At 38.5% G+C, this 19518-nt stretch carries 17 protein-coding genes (1 of these 17 running past the window's edge); 2 read left to right on the top strand and 15 right to left on the bottom strand.

Annotated elements, in window-relative coordinates:
- Positions 1-476, top strand: partial view of a KEOPS complex subunit Cgi121 gene (gene cgi121, locus F3G70_RS04445; RefSeq protein WP_149731496.1) — the 3' portion only. 7 nt of this gene lie to the left of the window's left edge; only the last 476 of its 483 coding nucleotides appear in the window; the start codon falls outside the window, past its left edge; the stop codon is at positions 474-476.
- On the opposite strand, the gene F3G70_RS04440 is transcribed toward cgi121, so the two are convergent.
- The 7 genes from F3G70_RS04440 to F3G70_RS04410 form a co-directional block, all read right to left on the bottom strand.
- Complete coding sequence (locus F3G70_RS04440) at positions 460-1419, bottom strand: DegT/DnrJ/EryC1/StrS family aminotransferase (protein WP_149731495.1); 960 nt, start codon at positions 1417-1419, stop codon at positions 460-462. The genes cgi121 and F3G70_RS04440 overlap by 17 nt on opposite strands.
- A gap of 5 nt (positions 1420-1424) precedes the next feature.
- Positions 1425-2594, bottom strand: a complete 1170-nt coding sequence (locus F3G70_RS04435; RefSeq protein WP_149731494.1) for an Nre family DNA repair protein — start codon at positions 2592-2594, stop codon at positions 1425-1427.
- 37 nt (positions 2595-2631) lie between these two features.
- Positions 2632-3558, bottom strand: coding sequence for a glutamine-hydrolyzing GMP synthase (guaA, locus tag F3G70_RS04430; protein ID WP_149731493.1), 927 nt, complete (start codon positions 3556-3558; stop codon positions 2632-2634).
- A gap of 9 nt (positions 3559-3567) precedes the next feature.
- Entirely contained in the window at positions 3568-3828 is a 261-nt protein-coding gene (locus tag F3G70_RS04425; protein ID WP_149731492.1) for a hypothetical protein, read from the bottom strand.
- Positions 3829-3836: 8 nt separating this feature from the next.
- Complete coding sequence (locus tag F3G70_RS04420; RefSeq protein WP_149731491.1) at positions 3837-4394, bottom strand: GMP synthase subunit A; 558 nt, start codon at positions 4392-4394, stop codon at positions 3837-3839.
- A gap of 247 nt (positions 4395-4641) precedes the next feature.
- Positions 4642-5553 (bottom strand): thioredoxin-disulfide reductase, encoded by a 912-nt coding sequence (gene trxB / locus F3G70_RS04415; protein WP_149731490.1) that lies wholly within the window; start codon positions 5551-5553, stop codon positions 4642-4644.
- A 75-nt stretch (positions 5554-5628) separates the two neighbouring features.
- Positions 5629-7281, bottom strand: coding sequence for a hypothetical protein (locus tag F3G70_RS04410; protein WP_223166007.1), 1653 nt, complete (start codon positions 7279-7281; stop codon positions 5629-5631).
- A 342-nt stretch (positions 7282-7623) separates the two neighbouring features.
- Here F3G70_RS04410 and F3G70_RS04405 point away from each other — a divergent pair, with 342 nt between their 5' ends.
- Entirely contained in the window at positions 7624-7872 is a 249-nt protein-coding gene (locus F3G70_RS04405) for a hypothetical protein (protein ID WP_149731489.1), read from the top strand.
- Between the two features lie 313 nt (positions 7873-8185).
- On the opposite strand, the gene gatE is transcribed toward F3G70_RS04405, so the two are convergent.
- The 8 genes from gatE to F3G70_RS04365 form a co-directional block, all read right to left on the bottom strand.
- Positions 8186-10051 carry a Glu-tRNA(Gln) amidotransferase subunit GatE gene (gatE, locus tag F3G70_RS04400; protein WP_149731488.1) on the bottom strand — a complete coding sequence of 622 codons (1866 nt, stop codon included), beginning with the start codon at positions 10049-10051 and terminating at the stop codon, positions 8186-8188.
- Between the two features lie 9 nt (positions 10052-10060).
- The gene (gene gatD / locus F3G70_RS04395) at positions 10061-11371 is read right to left on the bottom strand and encodes a Glu-tRNA(Gln) amidotransferase subunit GatD (protein ID WP_149731487.1); all 1311 of its coding nucleotides are present in this window, start codon (positions 11369-11371) and stop codon (positions 10061-10063) included.
- Positions 11372-11380: 9 nt separating this feature from the next.
- Positions 11381-12820 (bottom strand): 2-oxoacid:acceptor oxidoreductase family protein, encoded by a 1440-nt coding sequence (locus tag F3G70_RS04390; RefSeq protein WP_149731486.1) that lies wholly within the window; start codon positions 12818-12820, stop codon positions 11381-11383.
- Positions 12821-12832: 12 nt separating this feature from the next.
- Positions 12833-13948 carry a 3-methyl-2-oxobutanoate dehydrogenase subunit VorB gene (locus F3G70_RS04385; RefSeq protein ID WP_149731485.1) on the bottom strand — a complete coding sequence of 372 codons (1116 nt, stop codon included), beginning with the start codon at positions 13946-13948 and terminating at the stop codon, positions 12833-12835.
- Positions 13949-14236, bottom strand: a complete 288-nt coding sequence (locus F3G70_RS04380; RefSeq protein ID WP_149731484.1) for a 4Fe-4S dicluster domain-containing protein — start codon at positions 14234-14236, stop codon at positions 13949-13951. It lies immediately after the preceding gene.
- Positions 14237-14245: 9 nt separating this feature from the next.
- Positions 14246-15913, bottom strand: coding sequence for an AMP-binding protein (locus tag F3G70_RS04375; RefSeq protein ID WP_149731483.1), 1668 nt, complete (start codon positions 15911-15913; stop codon positions 14246-14248).
- Between the two features lie 11 nt (positions 15914-15924).
- On the bottom strand, positions 15925-16485 hold the full coding sequence (locus F3G70_RS04370; protein WP_188118078.1) for a helix-turn-helix domain-containing protein: 561 nt from the start codon (positions 16483-16485) through the stop codon (positions 15925-15927).
- A 264-nt stretch (positions 16486-16749) separates the two neighbouring features.
- Positions 16750-19035, bottom strand: a complete 2286-nt coding sequence (locus tag F3G70_RS04365) for an arsenate reductase/protein-tyrosine-phosphatase family protein (protein ID WP_149731481.1) — start codon at positions 19033-19035, stop codon at positions 16750-16752.
- Between the last annotated feature and the right edge of the window lie 483 nt (positions 19036-19518).

Below are 19518 nucleotides of genomic sequence, written 5' to 3'. Positions count from 1 at the left end.
TACAGATTTTAGGCTTTAAGGGAGAAATAGATTCAGTTGGAGATACATTAGATAAGATTAACTCCATTAAAAAGGATTCGCAGATTATTCAACTGCTGAATTCTGACGCCATTGCAGGAAAAAGGCATGTGCTGCACGGCGTTAACCAGGCATTTCTCGCATTTGAAAGGAATGAAAATCTTGCAAATGACTTAAGTGTTGAAATATGCCTCAGATGCTCTGCCCAAAGACAGATATCAAAGGCCTTTGATTTATTGGGTCTTAAGGAAGGACCTATGAACCTGTGCGCCATATTAATTGACTGCGGAGATTATACGGAAGAGTTATCTCAACTGTTTGCATCAGATGAAAGCGTTTTACTTCCAGATGTGGAAAAATTAAAGAAAATCTATTCGATTAATGATGATGAGCTTGAAATATTGGATGTTGAGGATATTATTATAGACAGGATAACAAGGCTCATTGCAGATTATTAATTGCACTGATTATTTCATCCAGATACTCTTTTTGAAGGCAGTTATAGTTCAGATTTTTGATTTCGATTGAAATCGCCTTTGCTTTTACCCTGTTGTAGTTGGGACATTGGGTAATGAATCCGCTTCTGTTGATGGGTAATACTTTTTTCAGCTTCCAGGTTTTTTCCTTGGAATCATCATCCCGGATAATTAAATTGACGCCTCTTTTATCGCTATGTATTGTGTTAGGTATGTGTTTTTTTAGATAGTTTGTTGCATTTACTGTGACTTGTAAATTTCTTTCAACACTTTTAAGTTCCTCATATATACCACTTGAAATAATTTCATTAGTTTTGCTTAATTTCAATGGCAGTGAGCTTTCCCTGAAGACTTTTTCATCATTGGAGCATATGAATCCACCGCTTCCGACATTGATTATCTTTGGCTGTCCCGTTGATGCAATGACAATATCTGAGTTTCTGCAGCTTCCCAATATTTTCTTTTCATCCCCTATTCCTGCTGATGCGTCTTCTATCGTCGTAATCCCGTTGCTTTTGCAGTATTTTGAAATTGCCTTTACGTCCTGTTCGGCGGTATAGCCTGCAAAGCTGGTATATATCAGTGCAGAATCGTCGGGAATGTCCAATTCGTCTATTTCATTAGGGTTAATTAGTCCCAAATCGGTTTTAAGTAAAATAATTTCCTTTTTCAGGAATTTGGCAATCTGTTTGAATCCGTGCCATGCTCCCTGATCTGGTATTATGACGCTTCCATTAACAGAATTCAATGCCGCGAAAATACTGTTGTTTCCGCTTGAGGTTATTCTTCCATGTTCGGCGCTGGTCAGTTCACAGACTCTTATTTCGCAGTCCTTCTCGAAAGTGGTGTTTTCCAGTTTTCCTGAGGCAACGTCAGACATTATTTGTTTTGTTTCATTTTTTGGCGTTTTGAATTCAAATAACATATTAATCATTTCTTAAAGTACATGTCAAGGGTGGTCTGTTTTGTGTGAAGCATTTCATTAAGAAGCGTTCCCTGATTTACAAATTCCTTAACAGGGATTCTGAGTTTTGTCCCTGCATATTTTAGTGAATCTTCCAATGTTTCAAATTCGAGGTATGGCTTTTTCATTGCTTCTTTAATGTTTTCACGTACGTTAAAAACGCCTAATGGTACGTAATTTTCATACGCTTCTCTTAATATAATTACTCCGGACTGTTTTTTGATTTTTGAAAGGTAATCAAGAACAACCATTTTTGCAGTGTAATAGCACCCTCCAACGATAGAATATTCCTTTTTGCCGCCGTTCGTTTCGTAATCCGAAAAAATTAACCTTTCATTTCCCATAATTTTAATGAATGCCTCATACCATTCGTATTGCCATTCAGTTGGAGTTAATATGATTACATAATATGTATTTAGAGCTCCAAATTCAAAGACTCTGCAGGTATCCAGTATTTCAAATTTTCTTACATCCTTTAAAAATTCATCTGCAAGTGTTGAATCGCATGCTGTAATTGACCATCTTGTCGGAACAAGCTTTCTTCTGTTTTTGGTTCCAATGGCTCCCACAGAAAAGGCTTTCTGCATTGCCGAGAAGGGCACTTCCTTATTGTGTAGGTTTACAACTGCGTCTACAGCTTTCAAGTCCGTATCGTAAAATGTCTTTTCAAGCTGTCTGTCCCATTTTACTGCATCTATATCAAATTTTTCGATGACTGCGCTAGGTCCGTGGGGAGTGCTGTCTTCCGTTAGCATTAATCCGGTCGGCCTTCTTCCGAAGGTGGCTTCGCTGTCTATTGATGTTGATGCAAGGGAAATGTCTTGAAGCTTTTCAACGAAAGGATTTTCCAAATCGTCAATCTTAATCAGCTGCTTTCCCCTTACAAGGCTCATCCTATAGTTGATTATATCCTCCTGTTGCTTGTTCTGCCCAATCCAGGATTCCGGCGAGTCCATAATTGATGTGTCACCTGTTTCGCCGACCATCATAGGTCCGGCATAGACTTTGGGATATGACCATCTTCCAATAAATACTGATGGTGGTGTGCTTCCTTCAAGGTTTTTTCCAACATTAACAGACTTCATTTGGATTTGCTCTGTTAATTTGGCCAAATAAGCGTTTTTGGAGGTAATCATAATAAAATAAAAAAAGTAAAGAGATTAAATCTCTTGTTTAACAGAATTCGATAGTTGCAGGTGGCTTGTCACTTACGGATAATGCAACGTGGGTCACTTCTGAGATTTCGGAGGTTATTCTTTTTGAAATAGTCTGAATCAGTTCCCATGGAAGCTCCGCTACGGAAGCGGTCATGGCGTCAATTGAGTTCACGATTCTAACAACAACCAGGTATCCGAAGTCCCTTTGGTCCCCCTTAACTCCTGTGACTTTGGTGTCTGTAAGTACTGCGAAATATTGCCATACGTCCTTGTCAAGTCCTCTTGCTTCAACTTCGTCGCAGACGATTTTGTTTGCTTTTCTGCAGACTTCAACGTTTTCCCTTGTAAGTGCTCCGACTACACGTACTCCGAGTCCAGGTCCAGGGAACGGTTGTCTGTATACGGTTGTAGCAGGAAGGCCTAATTCGTCTCCGATTTCCCTTACTTCATCCTTGTACAGATCACGGATAGGTTCACAGAGTTCCAGTTCCATTCCGCTTGGAAGAGCCAGATTGTGGTGGGATTTGATTTCGCCTTTGGTTTCAATCCAGTCAGGTGCAATGGTTCCCTGTACCAGGAATTTTGCTCCGGATTCAATTGCTTCCCTTTCAAAGACTTCAATGAATACCCTTCCGATGATTTTCCTTTTCTCTTCCGGGTCATCCACGCCAGCGAGCTGATCCATGAATTCGTCTGAAGCGTCAACAAACTTGAAATTGAGTCTGTCCTTGAAGGTGTTTGTTACCTGTTCAACTTCGCCGGCTCTTAAAAGGCCGTGGTCTACAAAAACAGCAGTCAAGTTATCGCCGATAGCTTCCTGAACAAGCACTGAGCAAACTGAACTGTCCACTCCGCCTGAAAGTGCAATGATGGCTTTTTCATCGCCAATCTGGTCTTTGATTTTTTGAATTGCGTCTTCAATAAATTCTTTTGGGCCTAACATTCTAACCACTTACTCTTCTTCATCTTCTTCTTCGTAATCTTCAATAATCTGTTTAATAATGGCTTCCAATCCGTTATCGTTACCGGCTTCAATGGCTTCAAATATTTCATCATATTTAATGAATTTTTCGAGTTTTACAGATTTTGCTCCAATTCCAGAGATTCTAAAGCCGTATTCTTCATCGCCAACTTGGATGTTTACGTATTGTTTTTTCAATCCGTCCTTATTTTCCATTGCTTTTTCTTTTAAAGCTTCTACGTTATCAATCATTATTACACCTATCTTTTACATATTTTATAGAAATTTTCGAATATTTGTGATCCTTTAGGGGTGTGATGCACTTCAGGGTGGAATTGGATTCCATATACATCCTTGCTCTTATGTTTAAAGGATTCAATATCGCATAAGTTAGAATTAGCCAAAATCTCAAATTCATCCGGTATGTTTTTAACTTCATCTTTGTGTGAAGACCAAACCTGCATTTCAGGAGCTAATCCTTCAAATAAGTTTTCGTCATTAATAATATTAATTTTAACCTGAGCATAACTTTCGGTATCTGAAGTGGATACTTCTCCTCCGTAGGCTTTAGCAATTAACTGATGGCCTAAGCATATTCCTAAAATGGGAATGTCAAAATGCTTGATGTATTCCTCGCTGTTACCTGCTCCTTCGATGGAAGGTCCTCCTCCTAAAATAAGTCCTGTTGGACTTTTGGCTTCCAGTTCTTCAATGCTTAAAGTGTTGGAAACCAGTTCGGACTCCATTTTAAGATATTGTAAACTGCGCTGAATTCTATGATTGTATTGGCCTTTATTATTAATTACTAAAATAGTCATGTTATACTCCAAAATATTATATTATTATTTTTGGTTTTTTTCATTTATTAAAGTATTGTGCATCAAAACTTTATATAGTAGTGTAAATAAATAAAAGTCACATGGAACTTAGAGATTTGATATTTGTTATTGTCGCAATTTTAGCGGCTGTTGTAATATTTAAAGTGTTTATGTGGTTATTGCCAGTATTCGTCGTTTTAATAATAGCGTTTTTCATTTATATCTTTCTTTCCGAGAGATACAACTATTAACCTTGCTTGATGTCATGGTATGCGGATGTGGCTGCAACTGCACCTTCTCCACATGCTACGACCCACTGCTTTAAGCCGACGCAAACATCACCTATCGCATAAACGTATTCCACATTAGTTTTCTGTTCCTTATCCACGATAATGTGGCCAGTTTCATCAAGATTAACTCCCAATTGAACTGCCAGTTCCGTATGGGGTATGTATCCGACGCTTATGAATACTCCATCTGTTTTCATTTCACTTAATTCTTCTGTTTTAGTATCCTTTAGGACAACTGATTCAACGATCATGTCCCCTTTAATCTCTTCAACCGTCGCATTATAGATTACGCTGATTCCTTCCGCTTTTACCATGTTCTGCAGGTGCTTTTGAGCTCTGAACTCATCTCTTCTGTGGACAATCGTAACGTTGCATCCAAGGTTTTTCAGATAAATGGCTTCCTGAAGCGCGCTGTTTCCCCCGCCAACCATTATAATGTCTCTTGACTGGAAAAAGAGTCCGTCACAGGTTGCGCAGTAGCTAACTCCACGGCCTAAAAACTCCTCTTCTCCCGGAACATTCAGATGGCTGTGTGAGCTTCCGGTTGCAAGGATTACAGTTTTCGTTAGGTATTCGTTTTTATCCGTTTTTACTGTGAATCCATCATCGTTTTTTTCTATGTTTAAAACGTTTTCGAATTCATGGATTTCGGTGTTCTTTTCGGCCTGGGTTTTCATTATTTCGGTTAGCTTAAGCCCTGAAATGTTTTCGTATCCAGGATAGTTTTCCATTTCCGGAACTTCCCTACCTATTCCTCCAGCAAGGTCCTTGTCCAAAATCAGGTTCTTTGTTCCCTGGCGTCCTGCATAGATTCCTGCCGTTAAGCCGCCGGGACCTCCTCCAACAATAATAATATCATAACTGTCCATATTAATCACTAGTTAATATGTATAACATTATTGTATTTAAAAATTAGTTCATTAAAAAAATAATGGAAAAAAGGATTATTCATCCTTTCTTCTTGTATATCCAAAAATAAGTATTGCCATTACTGCAACTATCGCAATGATATATGGCAGAGGGGACTGTTCGGCTTTTTTAGAAACGTCATCTTTTTTGGTTATTTCGTGTGCCGTATTTTCCTTGCCGACTGTACTTGGAGACTCATCGGCAGTATTTGGCTCTTGATTCTGGTTTTGTGCACTTTGCATATTGCTTATGCCTGCACTTGTATCCAGGGTTGTTGTGGAGTTGCTTTGCGTATTGACGCTTTCAAGTACTTCTTCAATCATTTCCTGAATCTCTTCCGGAATCGTTTGTGTGCTGTCGCTTTCAATCTTTTCAGTGTCAGTTTGAGTAGTGTTTGTGTTTTCGTTAATTATGTCTGTGCTGTTTTGGGTTTGATTTGAGTCCTTGTTTGTGTTGTCACTTGAATTTGTCTGTAACTCCTTGTTGGTATTGTTTTCAACAACATCATCACTTTGATTTGTATTTTCCGGAGTTTCTGTCTGATTTGTTATTTCAGGAGTTTCCGGATGATGATTCGGCTTTTCATCAGGCACATGAGGAGTGTCATCAGGATTTGAAGGTTTTTCCTTTGGAGTTACAACATATGTATTTCCGTTTTCATCGACGAATATGGTCGGGGATTTAATCAAATCGTTAGTGATGAATGCCTTTTCCCATTCGTCGCTGTTCGGATCGATATCCCAGATGTTTCCATCGAAGCTTGTGCCAGTTGCAGTCGTTTCATCAACGTAAACCAGGGATCCGACTTTTGCAGTATTTCCGCTAATTATGTTGTTGCTGAAAATAACCGTAGACGGAATATGTGGAGTTTCCTCGGCAATGAAGATTGCACCGCCTTTTCTTTTGGCAGTGTTGTTTAAAATCTTGGAGTTGGTTACATTTAACCCTCCGGATGTTATCATTGCACCGCCCTGAATTCCGGCATAATTATTGGAAATTGTACAGTTGTTAACGGTCAGCTGTCCAGGCCAGTTGTAAAGAGCTCCACCCCATTCTTTTGCATTATTGTTGTCAAAAGTACAGTTTTCAGTCAATGTTGTGGAATAGACGCCCACACGCAGGGCTCCTCCGTCACGTTCTGCGTAATTAAGCCTGAACGTTGAATTGTAGATGTATGAGTTTCCCCAGTATGTGGCGAGTGCTCCTCCATCATGCCCTGCTGAGTTATTGATAAAATTACAGTTTGTAGCGTTCAGGAATCCGTAATTGGTAAAGGTTTCCCATTTTATCCTATGCTGTTCGCCTGCAATGTCAATAGCTCCTCCGTTGTGTCCTGCAGTATTGTTGATGAAATCACAATGGTCGACGTATATCTGTCCGCCCAGTTCTGAATGGATTGCTCCACCGTAATCTGGACCTTTTCCGTTGATGAATGTAAGATTGAAGAATTTAACTTTGGAAACTGAATTGACTAGAATGATGCTATTTGTATGATTGCTGTCAATAATAACATCACTGGTATTTCCCAATCCCTGTAAAGTTATGTTTTTATCAATTTCAATCCCTGATTCGACATATGTTCCGGGCATTAGGAAAATAACGTCATTATCGTTTACGTTATTTACAGTATCCTGTATTGACATCGTATTGTCAATCGTCACGTTTTCCGCTGAAACATATGGAATCATTAAAAAGATTAATAAAACCAATATGATTAGGCCTTTCTTTATTTTATTCACCTCCTTATGAAATATTATCTAAAAATAAATTAATAAGTCTTTCTATTGAAATGTAAAAATATATTATTAATAATTTTACTTTATTCAATTTTTGAATTATGATTTTTGATTATTTTAACATAAATTGATGTTAAAGTTATTTTTTTGTATAAATAGGCATGTATGATTTTTAGTTTAGTTTTTTAAAATGAATTGAACTGTATTGATTTAATCGTTATGAAATATCTTTTAATTAAAGTATATATACTTCTTATGTTAATAGTTAATGTACTCTTTAAAGGAGGTTTTCAAATGACAAATTTAGACAAAAATGTTGAAGATCAAATCGAAGCAATTGTTGAAAAATACCAAAAGGAAGATAATAAACTTTTGAATTATCTCATAACTGATGATGAAATCACATTTTTCTCATCAATCAACAACGGTAAGAAAATAACTGCTGAAGATTTGCAGAAAGTTGCAGAAGTATTGAACGGTACTTTTGAAGGATTTGAAATAATAAATCAGGAATACAGATTTAAATTTAAGATGAATCTCTAGATTCATTATTTTTTTTAATTTTTTAAAAAGAGAGGTTAAGGTGTTTATCGCACAATTAAACACCTTGTGTTTTGGAAAATCTTTTGGCAGATAAATTTTTCCAAATTTTTAAATTAGAAAATTGTGAAAACTAATTTAATTTTTTGAGAGTTTTTGGATAATAATGTATAATAGCAATGTGTTTTAGGTTCGCCTAAACTTTTACATCACTAGTTATAATGTTGGAATTAATAATATATAAAGCTTTCCATTTTTTTAGGTATTCCTAAATTTTAATAAAAAAAGATTTTGGAAAATCTCAGATGAGATTTCCTTAAATTAATTTCTGAATTTCTTCACGAACGATTTTGTTGACCAGACCGCCGTCGGCTTTGCCTTTAAGCTGCTTCATACACATTCCCATTAAAGGCCCCATTGCGCCCATCTGACGTTCCTTAACCATTCCTTCATTTTGAGCCACAATGTCTGCAATGATTTTAGCCACGTCATCTTCGCTCATCATGATTAAGTTGCTTTTCTCGGCGATTTCTGCAATGTCTGTGTCTGGAGCTTTAATAGTCTCGACTGCAAGTTTGCGAACGCTGTCTTTTGCAATCTTTCCTTCAGCTAAAAGGGTAAAGATTCCTTTGTAATGATCCAGGGTCAATACATTAACGTCATGGCCTTCCCTTTTGATTTCACGTAAATCATATGCAAGAAGTGATGCTACAGGTGTTGCGTCAACGTCAACGTCAGCCAAAATTGCTTCAAAGGTATTTGCTTCCTGCCTTTTGACAAGCTGTGTAGCCAAATCTTCGCTTAACTTATACTCTTCGATGATTCTGGCCTGCTTGACATCCGGAAGTTCCGGCAAGTTGTTTGCAATAGGCTCGATTCTCTCATCAGTAATCTTAAAGAGCGGAATGTCCGTTTCAAGATACATCCTGTTTGCGGTTGGAAGAGGTCTCATGTATTCGGTGTTGCCGTCATCCAAAGCCTTACGGGTTTCCTCAACAACTCCGTCAAGACCCAGTTCGGCTCTTCTTTTAACTTCTTCTAAAGCTGAAACGGCAATGTCCTCGTCGTGAGCTACAATGATGAATGCGTCATCTTCGCCTATTGATAAATGTTCATTTACTTTATCAACTTCCTCTTGGGTTATTCCGTAAGCAGGCAATTCGTCTGAATGGAAAATGCCTGAAACTCCACGTTTTTTGGCATAGCTTGCAATTTCAGTACCGAACCTTCTTCCAGGCTGCACTTCACGGCCAATCAATCCGTCAAAGCCTTTAAGCACTACGGCCTTAATCGTTTCGGCGGACTTTAAGATCTTGGATTCGGTATCTTCAAATAGCTCATCCAAAGTGTGAATCTCATCTAAAACTTCAGCATTTCTTGCGTTAAGCTCCTTTTTAATGTCAATTAATACAAGTTGCCTTTGCACTTCCCTTTCAACGATTTCACTCATCAAGTCAAGATCCTGAACACCCTTGATTTCAACACGTGCCCCTTCGGCAATGGAAATGTTCAAGTCTTGCCTGATTGTACCGAGACCCCTTTTTACGTTGGTGCTTCTTAAAATCTGGCCGAGCATATATGCGACTTCCCTTACCTGTGCAGGGTCATGCATTGAAGGGTCAGTAGTGATTTCAGCCAAAGGAATACCTAACCTGTCAAGTCTGAATTCGGTAAATCCGTCCTTGGTTTCGATTCTTCTTGCAGCGTCCTCTTCAAGCCCAAGACTTTCGATTACAACCCTTCCGTAAGGGGTGTCAAGGTATCCGTCGGTTGCAACCATTCCAGTTCTTTGAAATCCTCCGGTGTTACTTCCGTCAATAACCTGTTTTCTCATTGTATGGAACTCATCTACAATATGCATGTTCATCAGGCATGCAATGGTAATGCAGATGTCTAAAGCCTCTTCATTTAAGCTGTGGGGAGGTTCGTCATCGTTTTCAACAAGACAGGTGTGCTTTTCGAAGTTTTCATATTTGAAATTAAGCCCTCTTAGAGATTCCTGCAGTGCTGCTCTGTCGATTTCTCCAAGCTCTGACTGGGTTGGCCTTAATTTCCTTTGAATCAGTTCAGTATAATCGTCATCAACCAGTTCCGTTTTACATGGGCAGAATAATTTATGTTCGCTGTTTAATTGCTGATGAATTTCAAGTCCCATTTTTAATCCTAATTCGTTATAATCCATTTTACCACCCTAATTCAAGAAATCCTTAATTGATGATTTTTGTGAAAATTCACCTGCAATATTATTTTGCATAATCTCTTTAACTTCATCGTAATCGTCGCTTTGACCTAATGCCCAGCATAATTTGACATAGGCGGTTTCAGGGGTCATGTCCATTCCGGAGATTACTCCGGCATCGATTATTTCACGGCCCGTTGAATAAACGTTCATGTTAACCCTGCCGTAGAGACATTGTGAGGTCATAACTACAGGAATCTTTTCGTCCGCTGCTCTTTTGAATGACTCAATCAGATTGTCTGGAACGTGTCCGAGACCGGTTCCCTCAATTACGATTCCCTTATATCCCTTATCAATGTGATATTCGATGAACTCTTCTGAAATTCCCGGAAAACTCTTGATGAATCCGACTTTCTCTTCAATGGCTGTATTCACTTCCAGTTCATTTTCGCCACGTTTGACATAATTGTACTCGGGATTAACGTTGATCTTTTTATTTTGGATTTTAGCAATCGGCTGAGCGTTAATGCTTCTGAATGTATCTCTGCGGCTTGTATGCATTTTTCTTACCTTCGTTCCTCTGTGGAGGTAAGTGTATTCGTCGTTAAGGCTTCCGTGCATGCACACGCAGACTTCAGCGATGTCTGACTTTGCTGCAATAACGGAATCAATCAGATTGATGTTTGCGTCGCTTGAAGGTCTGTCTGAACTTCTCTGCGCACCAGTAATTATTATTGGAACAGGAGTTTTAAGCATGAAGCTCAATGCGGCTGCAGTATAGTGCATAGTATCGGTACCGTGAGCTATTACAACGCCGTCAGCGCCTTCGGAAATATCTGAAGCAATCTCTTCAGCGGCTTTCACCCAATATTCAGGCTTCATGTTTTCACTTAATATATTATATAACGCCTTTACGTTGTAATTTGCATAATCCAATAATTCCGGGTTGGCCTTTACCAGATCGGATGCTGTAAACTTAGGATGCACAGCTCCTGTCCTGTAATCGATGACTGAAGATACAGTACCTCCGGTAGATACAATAGAAATGTTCTGCTTGGAAGGGTCGGTTGGAATTTCCTCTTCGTCATAGCCGATTTTAGGCTTGTCTCCCTTTTCAATTAACTCGGCTGTGGTATTGTCAATGGCCACGCCTATATTGTAACCGCTTGACAGTTTGATAACCAAATATCCGTCATCGGCGTCTTCAGGCCTGTCAAGCAAAATACCGGTATAGGAAATGTCTTCCTTGTGAACTTTGATGGTATCTCCTATACTTAAACCGTAATTTTCCAGATAATCTTTTGAAAGTTCTTTATATGTCATTAAATCACACTATAAATTGTTTTTTAACCATTCCGCTCCGGCTTCTAAAACTTCAATGTTCACGTCAATGACCTTAGGCTTTGATGCAAACATTTCACGAATAGCGTTTTCATAGGATTCACGTTTTAAAACGTCACCCAATTCGGTTAATGCACCTAAAAGCGCAGTGTTTGCGGTTCTTGCGTTTCCATGCTCTTCTGCAATGTCAACACAAGGCATTGCAATAACCTTAACGTTTCTGTCGGTTTCAAATTCGCCGATTTTTGCGTCGTAAAGTATAACTCCACCTTCCTTAACGTCAGCTGAGAACTGTTCAAGTGAAGGTTTGTTTAAAGCGATAAGAATGTCAATGTCATCAACAACGGGAGTTCCTATTGTTTCGTTTGAAATCACAACTGAACAGTTGGATTTTCCTCCCCTCTGTTCAGGTCCGTAGCTAGGATACCATGACACGTGCTTTCCTTCCGCACATGCTGCCTGGGCAATCGTCAAACCGGCACTCAATACTCCCTGACCTCCAAATCCTGAAACTTTAATGCTTACAGGTTCGATATCCTCATCAACATAGCCTGAGCCTTCTGTCCTGTTAACATTGAATATCTTGTCCAGTGATTCGGTTGAAAAGTCACTTGGAGGTCTCTTAACAGGTTCCTTTTTGTATAGGTTGTTTCTGAAGTTTTTAACAGGGAATTCCTTTTCCATCTGCTCTTCAATGAATTTCTGTGCACTTGCAACATCCTGCTTTAAATTGGTAGGACAAGGTGATAGCACTTCAACGAATGAATAACCTTTGCCTTCCTTTTGAACGGTCAGTGCCTGCTTGATTGCAAATTTGGCAAGCCTTATCTTTAAAGGATTTGCAAGTGAAACCCTTTCAATGAATACCGGTGCCTTTAATGTATTGATTAACTCGCACATGTGCGTAGGGTGTCCGGTATAGTCAGGATCCCTTCCGGTCTGGCAGGTAACTGTCTTTTCACCGATTAATGTTGTAGGAGCCATCTGTCCACCGGTCATTCCGTAAACTGTGTTGTTCACGAAAAATACTGCAATCTTTTCTCCTCTGTTTGCAGCCTGAAGGGTTTCATTCAAACCGATTGAAGCCAAATCTCCATCTCCCTGATAACTCATTACAATTGCATTATCTTCGGCTCTTGAAATACCTGTGGCTACTGCAGGTGCTCTTCCGTGAGCGGTCTGGAAGTTTCCGCAGTTGAAATAGAAATAAGCATATACTGAACATCCTACAGGAGAAATCATAACGCATCTTTCCTGTATTCCAAGCTCATCCATACATTCAGCTATTAATTTGTGCAATATTCCATGTCCACAACCGGCACAGTAGTGAGTAGATTGAATGTTGGTTCCTTTTCTAGGATACTCTTCTAAAAGGGATTGTGGATTTCTACGTATCTGCAATTCATAATCTTTATTAATTTCTTCACTCATCTTTCCACATCCTTAATCAATAATGTTCGGGCTTGCCTTTTCTTCACTTCTCCCGGAAGTATCTAAGTTCTCATCTTCAATGCCTGCTATTTCATAGATTTTGGCAAGCACGTGTTTCAGTTCAATCAGGTTACCGCCCATTCTGTTAACCAGATAAGTATCATCTTTTCTTAGTGCCGCAAACTGAACGTCAGCCAGTAACTGGCCGTTACTCATTTCCACGGAAATGAAGCTGACTCCTTTATCGGATAACTCTTTAACTTTATCGGTTGGGAAAGGTGATAACGTAATCGGCCTTAAAAGTCCTACTTTCAGGCCTTTTTCACGGCTTTTGTCAACAGCTGATCTTGCGATTCTTGAGCTGATTCCATATGAAACCAGAACGATTTCTGCGTCTTCAAGCTGATATTCCTCAAAGATTACTTCTTCAGCCTCTATTTCAGCGTATTTTTCCTGAAGCTTGTAGTTGAAGTCTTCCAGTTCATTAAAATCATTGTAAATTGAAGTAATGAGGTTTTCCATGGTTTCCTTATTTCCTTTTACTGCCCATGGCTTGTCGTTTTTAGGCTCAATCGCTTTTTCGGGAAATACCAATGGTTCTGCCATCTGTCCTAATGTACCGTCAGCCAAAACGACTACAGGGTTTCTCCATTTGTCTGCAAGTTCGAATGCCTTCATTGTCAAGTCGCACATTTCCTGAACGCTGTTCGGAGCCAAAACTATGTTTTTGTAGTTTCCGTGGCCTCCGCCCTTTACGACCTGATTGTAGTCTCCCTGTTCAGGTCCGATGTTTCCGAGTCCAGGTCCTGCTCTCATGATATCAACGATAACCGCAGGCAATTCTGCACCTGCTAGAAATGTGAATCCTTCCTGCATTAAACTGATACCAGGTCCTGATGATGAGGTCATGACTCTGTGGCCCGTACCTGACGCACCGTAAACCATATTGATTGATGCCTCTTCACTTTCGGCCTGAACGAAGTTTCTTCCGACCATCGGGAAGTATTTTGAGGCTTCATGCAGTATTTCGCTTGCAGGAGTAATAGGGTATCCGAAAAAACAGTCACAGCCGGCATACATTGCGCCGATAACGACTGCCGTATTTCCCTTAACCATCTGATTGCTCATTTATTTTCCCCCTTTGCTGGCCACTTTGGCTCTAATCATTCTACCAACTGTATCATCAACTATCTTTTTGTATTGATGTACTTCAAGTGCCAATGGCTCCGGACATGTAAAGTAACAGTCCTTGCATCCGGTACAGCCATTTCCGCTGTAATAAGCGTATTGATATCCTGCGTTATTCATGTCATCTGAAAGCAAAATAGCATTCTGCGGGCATCCCGTTATGCATCTTTTGCATCCTTTGCATAATTCAGAATTGATAACTGGAAAAGATATTTCTTCATCCACCATAATAATCTCCTATTGATTTTTGTCGTTTTCTCTAATTTGCACTCTTCTTATTTTACCACTGATAGTTTCTGGAAGTTCGTCAACATATTCGACCTTCCTAGGGTATTTATAAGGTGCTGTAACACGTTTAACATGATCTTGAATGTCTTTTGTAAGTTCATCTGAAGGTTCGTAGTCAGGCTGTAAAACAATACTGGCTTTTACGATTTGACCTCTGACTTCATCTGGAAATGCTGTAATCGCACAGTGTGCAACAGCATCGTGTGAAAGCACTGCGCTTTCCACTTCGTAAGGTCCGATACGGTAACCTGAGGATTTGATGATGTCGTCATTTCTTCCGACAAAGTGAACGTATCCGTCCTCGTCCATCCATGCGGTGTCTCCGCAGTGGTAGTATCCGTCATGAACCTGTTGTGCTTGTTTAACTGGATCTTTGAAGTATTCTTTGAATAATCCTGGAGGAACACCTTCTGATACATCAAAACAAAGTTCTCCCTCTTCACCAATTTCCACGGGATTGTCATTTTCATCCAATAATTTTAAATTGTAAAGTGGGGAAGGTTTTCCAATTGAACCGATTTTGGCATCCAGCCAGATGAAGGTTCCGATGGATAATGTGGTTTCAGTCTGTCCGAATCCTTCCTTGATTCTCAATCCTGAAATGTCATAGAATCTTTCGGATACTTCAGGAGGAAGAGGTTCGCCTGCAGTTGCGACATATTTTAAGTTTGAAAAGTCATATCCTTCGATTTTTTCCTTAATCAGGAATCTGTAAACCGTTGGAGGTGCACAGAATGTATCAACCTTATTTTCAATGATTTTTTCAAGGAGTTTTATTCCGTTGAACCTTACGTAATCGTAAATGAATATTGCTGTTCCGGCAATCCACTGGCCGTAGATGTTTCCCCATACGGCTTTTCCCCATCCCGTATCTGATGCCGTGTGGTGAACGCCGTCTTCAACGACGTTTTGCCAGTATTTGGCAGTTGGGATGTGTCCTAGTGCATAAGTGTGCCTGTGGGCAACCATTTTCGGAAGGCCGCTTGTACCTGAAGTAAAGTAAATCAGGAATACTTCTTCAGCCATTGGGTTTTCTTCACTTGATGGTCTTTCATAAACCGGACTTTCCTCTTCGATTGCCTTGTTGAAGTTAATCCAGCCGTCCCTGTCGGTTTCAATTACTAGCTTTTGAATGTCCCAGTCGATTTCCTTTTCGGCGACTTCATAATCTTCAAGCAGGGTGTCCTCTTCAACGGTAATGACTGCTTTTACTTCAGCCTGTTTTAATCTGAAATCGATATCGTGAAGCTTCAGCATGTGTGTTCCGGGAATGGCTATCGCTCCGAGCTTGTGCAATGCAACCATGCAGAACCACCATTCGTATCTGCTTTTCAATGTCAGCATTACCTTATCGCCTTTTTTGATGCCCAATCTTTTAAATAAATTGACTGCTTTGTTTGAATATTCTTTCATTTCTTTGAATGTGAAAGTGTGATTTTCATCATCGTCATTTGTCCAGATTAAAGCGATTTTTTCCGGATCGATTTCAGCGTATTTGTCAACAACGTCAAATCCGAAGTTAAAGTCTTCATCATACTTTAATTTGAAGTTCTTAAAAAAGTCTTCATACGAGTTGAAATCTACTCTTTCAACAAAATCTCCTATTACAGATGTCATATAATTACCCTCTACATTAATACTGCTAAGAATTTAGCTGGTTTATCATTAAGTGCTACCATTGCGTGTCTATGAGTTGAATCGAAAAATATTGAGTCTCCTTCATTTAAGATAATTTCGTTATTATGAATGTAAATTTTAAGGGTTCCTTCAAGAACATAGTTGAATTCCTGACCAGGATGTGAGTTCAAAGATGGTATTGGATTTTTTTCTGGATCTACCGTTACCAGGAAAGTTTCTGCTTTTTTGTGAATAAATTTAGCACATAAGTTTTCGTGATTGTATTCTTTTCTTCTTTCAACTGAAACACCTTTGTTTGCACGTGTAATGTCAAAAATGCTCATTCTACTTTCTTCACCAGTTAAAAGTAAACTTAAATCTACTTGGAATTTATTTGCGAGTTCATAAATGAAACTGGCTGGAATGTCGACTTCGCCGGTTTCATATTTGTTATATGTTTCCACATCTACGTTTAATTCTTCAGCTATATCCTGTACTGAAATATCAGAAAGCTCTCTTAATTCTTTTATTCTATTTCCAATATCTTTGTTATATTCATTCATATGTAACACCTTAAATCTATAACATATAATAATTATATATATCACTTTATATAAAGCTTGTCAAAAATCGTGATAATTCATTATAAATTATTGTTTTTTAATTTAAATCTTTAGTACAAAAAGGGTCATTTTAACATTGAAAAAATTACCTCCTTTTGAATATTACTCGATGAGCTTATTTTTACATGATAAGAGCAATATTACTTTTAAAATGGGTTAAGCATATATTCATGCTGTAATTTTATCTGTTGATTTTACATCTAATCATGACATTCAAGACCCTAATCGCAAAGGCTCCATGGCCTTTTTTAGGATATTGCATAGCTCATCAAAACAGTCATCATACGCTTTAAAATCGTCTCCCTGAGGACAGCTAATGTTCGGATGTCTGCAAAAGTTGGATATTTTATGAATTTCTAATTCAGGATAGTAAATCCGAATTTTTTCTCTTTGAGTTTCATTAAATGTAAAAACGCAATCCATATCCTCAATGTTTGTGTCCTTGAAATAGGTTGCCTCATGATTGGAAATGTCGATGCTGTGGGATTTGCAGACATCAACAGCCACTTTCGAAGGTTTGTCTCCATTTTTAGCCACTATTCCTGAGGAATAAACTTTAGCTTCATTTCCGCACATTTTTTCAAATATTCCTTCAGCCATTGCACTCAAAAGCATATTTGTGTTGTCTACAAACATTATTTTCAGTTTAACTCCGGAAAGTCTTTTTAAGTTTCTTGATGAAATCTTTCTGATAGCTTCATTGGAATCATTTTGAAGAGCATATGAAAAGGCATTTTCATCGTTGAGATTAGGGTTTGTGCATGCCCGATATCTCAGATTCCCGTCATTGCTTTTCATTAGGGTTTCGGCTAAAAACTCTTCATCATCGATTCGTGAACAGATATCCATTGCCAAATAGTCTCCATAGTATCCAACAGCCCACTTTAAAAATTCCACGTCTTCGATTCGCCAACAGGCAATCCTCTGTATATATTCGTCGCGCTCATTTTCCACAATATACTTTAATACATTCTCATCGATTATGCCTCTGCATGCACTGCTTCTAACGCTTTTATCGCCATTGTAGAAAATTTCGCATAAAAAGTCATTGTCCGTAATTTTTCTAAGGGACTGCCTTCTTACGGATTCACTTTCATCATTCAATGCAAGACTCTTCAAAAGATCCTGGTCAGTGAAATTGGGATTTTCGATAGCTTCGCTTCGAACGTACTCAGATTCGTCGTTCAATGCTATTTCTTCCAGAATTTCCTTGTTTGTTATTTTTCTTGCACAAACCTCACGAACATCCTTTTCTTGACTGGATAAACCAAATTCTTCTAAAATCCTTTGATTTGTAAAATTCTCTTTGCCGAGAATTTTCCAACATGCATAAGCATCATCAATTCTATAGATGATATCCTCCAGGATATTGATATTTTCAATTTTTTCCACTGCAGCCCTGCAGACAATGCCTTCACTGTCGTTTAAAGCTATTTCCTTTAGGATTGTTTCATCAGAGAGATTGTAGTTTGAAACGGCACTTTGCTGGATATATGGGTCGGGGTCATTGAATGCTACATCAGCCAGAAATGCTTTGTCCCTTAAATGGTAATTGCTGATTGCTTGGCGGCGAACGTCAATGTTTGAATCATTTAAAAAGATGTCCTTCAAATCTTTTTCGTCTGATATCTTTCGACAGGCATCACTGCGATAGAAATCCGGGCAGTCGCCTTTAATGATATCGAGCAGAATGGATTGATTTTCTATACGTTTAATGGCATGGGAAGTATGTGGACACTGGAAAATGGTTTCGCGCAACAGCTCTTCATCATCAATGCAGAGCATAGCCATTTGAGTGACCGAAACAGACATGTCATTCATGGCAATGTCAAACAGCACGTTTTCATCAGTTATTCTTTTTGTGGCTTCCAGCCTTGATGTGTAAAATTTGGCATTAAGTGCAATGTCTTTCAGCACTTCCTGATTATCTCCGATGTGGTTTACTGCATAGGCAGATATTTCGGAAATATCTCCACCATCCAATCCAAAACGGTGCTTTGTATCAATCTCTTTAGCTATTTTGATGAAGCTTGATTCCAGTTTGATATTTCTGATGGCACTCATTTTGATGAAATATGCGTTGGGGTATCTTCGAACAGGCCTGCTTCTGATTTGAATATGCCTGTAACCTTCAGTCCAATCGTTTAATACGGTATCTACTAGAATATCCTCATCGTCAATTTGCATAATCAGACTGGTTTTATCCTTATGATTATCCGTATTCTTGAACTGCTCATATAAAAATTCATTGTCATGGATATTAGTTAATGCGGCCTGCTTTACATAATCCGATTCTTCATTAAGATATATGTCCTTGAGGATTTCCTCATCTTCAATCTTCATCAAGACGAATGATTTAATCGGGGTCCTTTCATCATATGCCAGATTAATTAGAAGATCCTGGTTTTCAATCTGGTAAATAATGGCAAGTTTCACATGAATTTCCAAATTTTCATCCAGAACTTGGATTTCCTGAAGTTTGTCCTTAAGTGAATACATGATATCTCCACAAATTTTTTAGGAATTAGCTTTTTAATTAATTTTTTGGTATTAATCTTATTAAAATATTTCATTAGAGGTTATTTCAATTCTTGAGTATGGCTGGGGGATTAGAAGCATTATCTTTTGATGGATTCTCACAAAAAGGGAGATTATTGAAACGATAAGACAAAATATTAGAAATATCGCAAAGAAATATCCCATGCAGAGCTTATGATGCCATCAATCAAAATTTTTTTCTCATCGCTTCGGCAGCATATGCAGTCAAATATTATAAGTATAAGGGCATCATCATTCGAATTTATACATATTTTCCTGCCATTTATATTTAAGGATTGTTTCAAATTGCTTATAAGTCACATAAAGCATTTTCTTTATGCAGGATTAGGATTCAATTATTGATTAAAGCTTTCACTTTCAGTGATTTAAATAAGCATTGAATTAAATTATTAATTGAAGATTAAGTTCTTCAACATTAATTGA

Origin of the sequence: Methanobrevibacter millerae (assembly GCF_900103415.1) — an archaeon.
In the GTDB taxonomy this organism is placed as follows: Archaea; Methanobacteriota; Methanobacteria; order Methanobacteriales; family Methanobacteriaceae; genus Methanocatella; species Methanocatella millerae.
Note: the sequence above shows the minus strand (reverse complement) of the source record. Positions and strands in the feature narration are given on the sequence as shown.

Coding starts and splice junctions, on each gene's coding strand:
- F3G70_RS04440 (WP_149731495.1), bottom strand. CDS start 1,419: ATGTTATTTGAATTCAAAACGCCAAAAAATGAAACAAAACAAATAATG.
- F3G70_RS04435 (WP_149731494.1), bottom strand. CDS start 2,594: ATGATTACCTCCAAAAACGCTTATTTGGCCAAATTAACAGAGCAAATC.
- guaA (WP_149731493.1), bottom strand. CDS start 3,558: ATGTTAGGCCCAAAAGAATTTATTGAAGACGCAATTCAAAAAATCAAA.
- F3G70_RS04425 (WP_149731492.1), bottom strand. CDS start 3,828: ATGATTGATAACGTAGAAGCTTTAAAAGAAAAAGCAATGGAAAATAAG.
- F3G70_RS04420 (WP_149731491.1), bottom strand. CDS start 4,394: ATGACTATTTTAGTAATTAATAATAAAGGCCAATACAATCATAGAATT.
- trxB (WP_149731490.1), bottom strand. CDS start 5,553: ATGGACAGTTATGATATTATTATTGTTGGAGGAGGTCCCGGCGGCTTA.
- F3G70_RS04410 (WP_223166007.1), bottom strand. CDS start 7,281: ATGATTCCATATGTTTCAGCGGAAAACGTGACGATTGACAATACGATG.
- F3G70_RS04405 (WP_149731489.1), top strand. CDS start 7,624: ATGACAAATTTAGACAAAAATGTTGAAGATCAAATCGAAGCAATTGTT.
- gatE (WP_149731488.1), bottom strand. CDS start 10,051: ATGGATTATAACGAATTAGGATTAAAAATGGGACTTGAAATTCATCAG.
- gatD (WP_149731487.1), bottom strand. CDS start 11,371: ATGACATATAAAGAACTTTCAAAAGATTATCTGGAAAATTACGGTTTA.
- F3G70_RS04390 (WP_149731486.1), bottom strand. CDS start 12,820: ATGAGTGAAGAAATTAATAAAGATTATGAATTGCAGATACGTAGAAAT.
- F3G70_RS04385 (WP_149731485.1), bottom strand. CDS start 13,948: ATGAGCAATCAGATGGTTAAGGGAAATACGGCAGTCGTTATCGGCGCA.
- F3G70_RS04380 (WP_149731484.1), bottom strand. CDS start 14,236: ATGGTGGATGAAGAAATATCTTTTCCAGTTATCAATTCTGAATTATGC.
- F3G70_RS04375 (WP_149731483.1), bottom strand. CDS start 15,913: ATGACATCTGTAATAGGAGATTTTGTTGAAAGAGTAGATTTCAACTCG.
- F3G70_RS04365 (WP_149731481.1), bottom strand. CDS start 19,035: ATGTATTCACTTAAGGACAAACTTCAGGAAATCCAAGTTCTGGATGAA.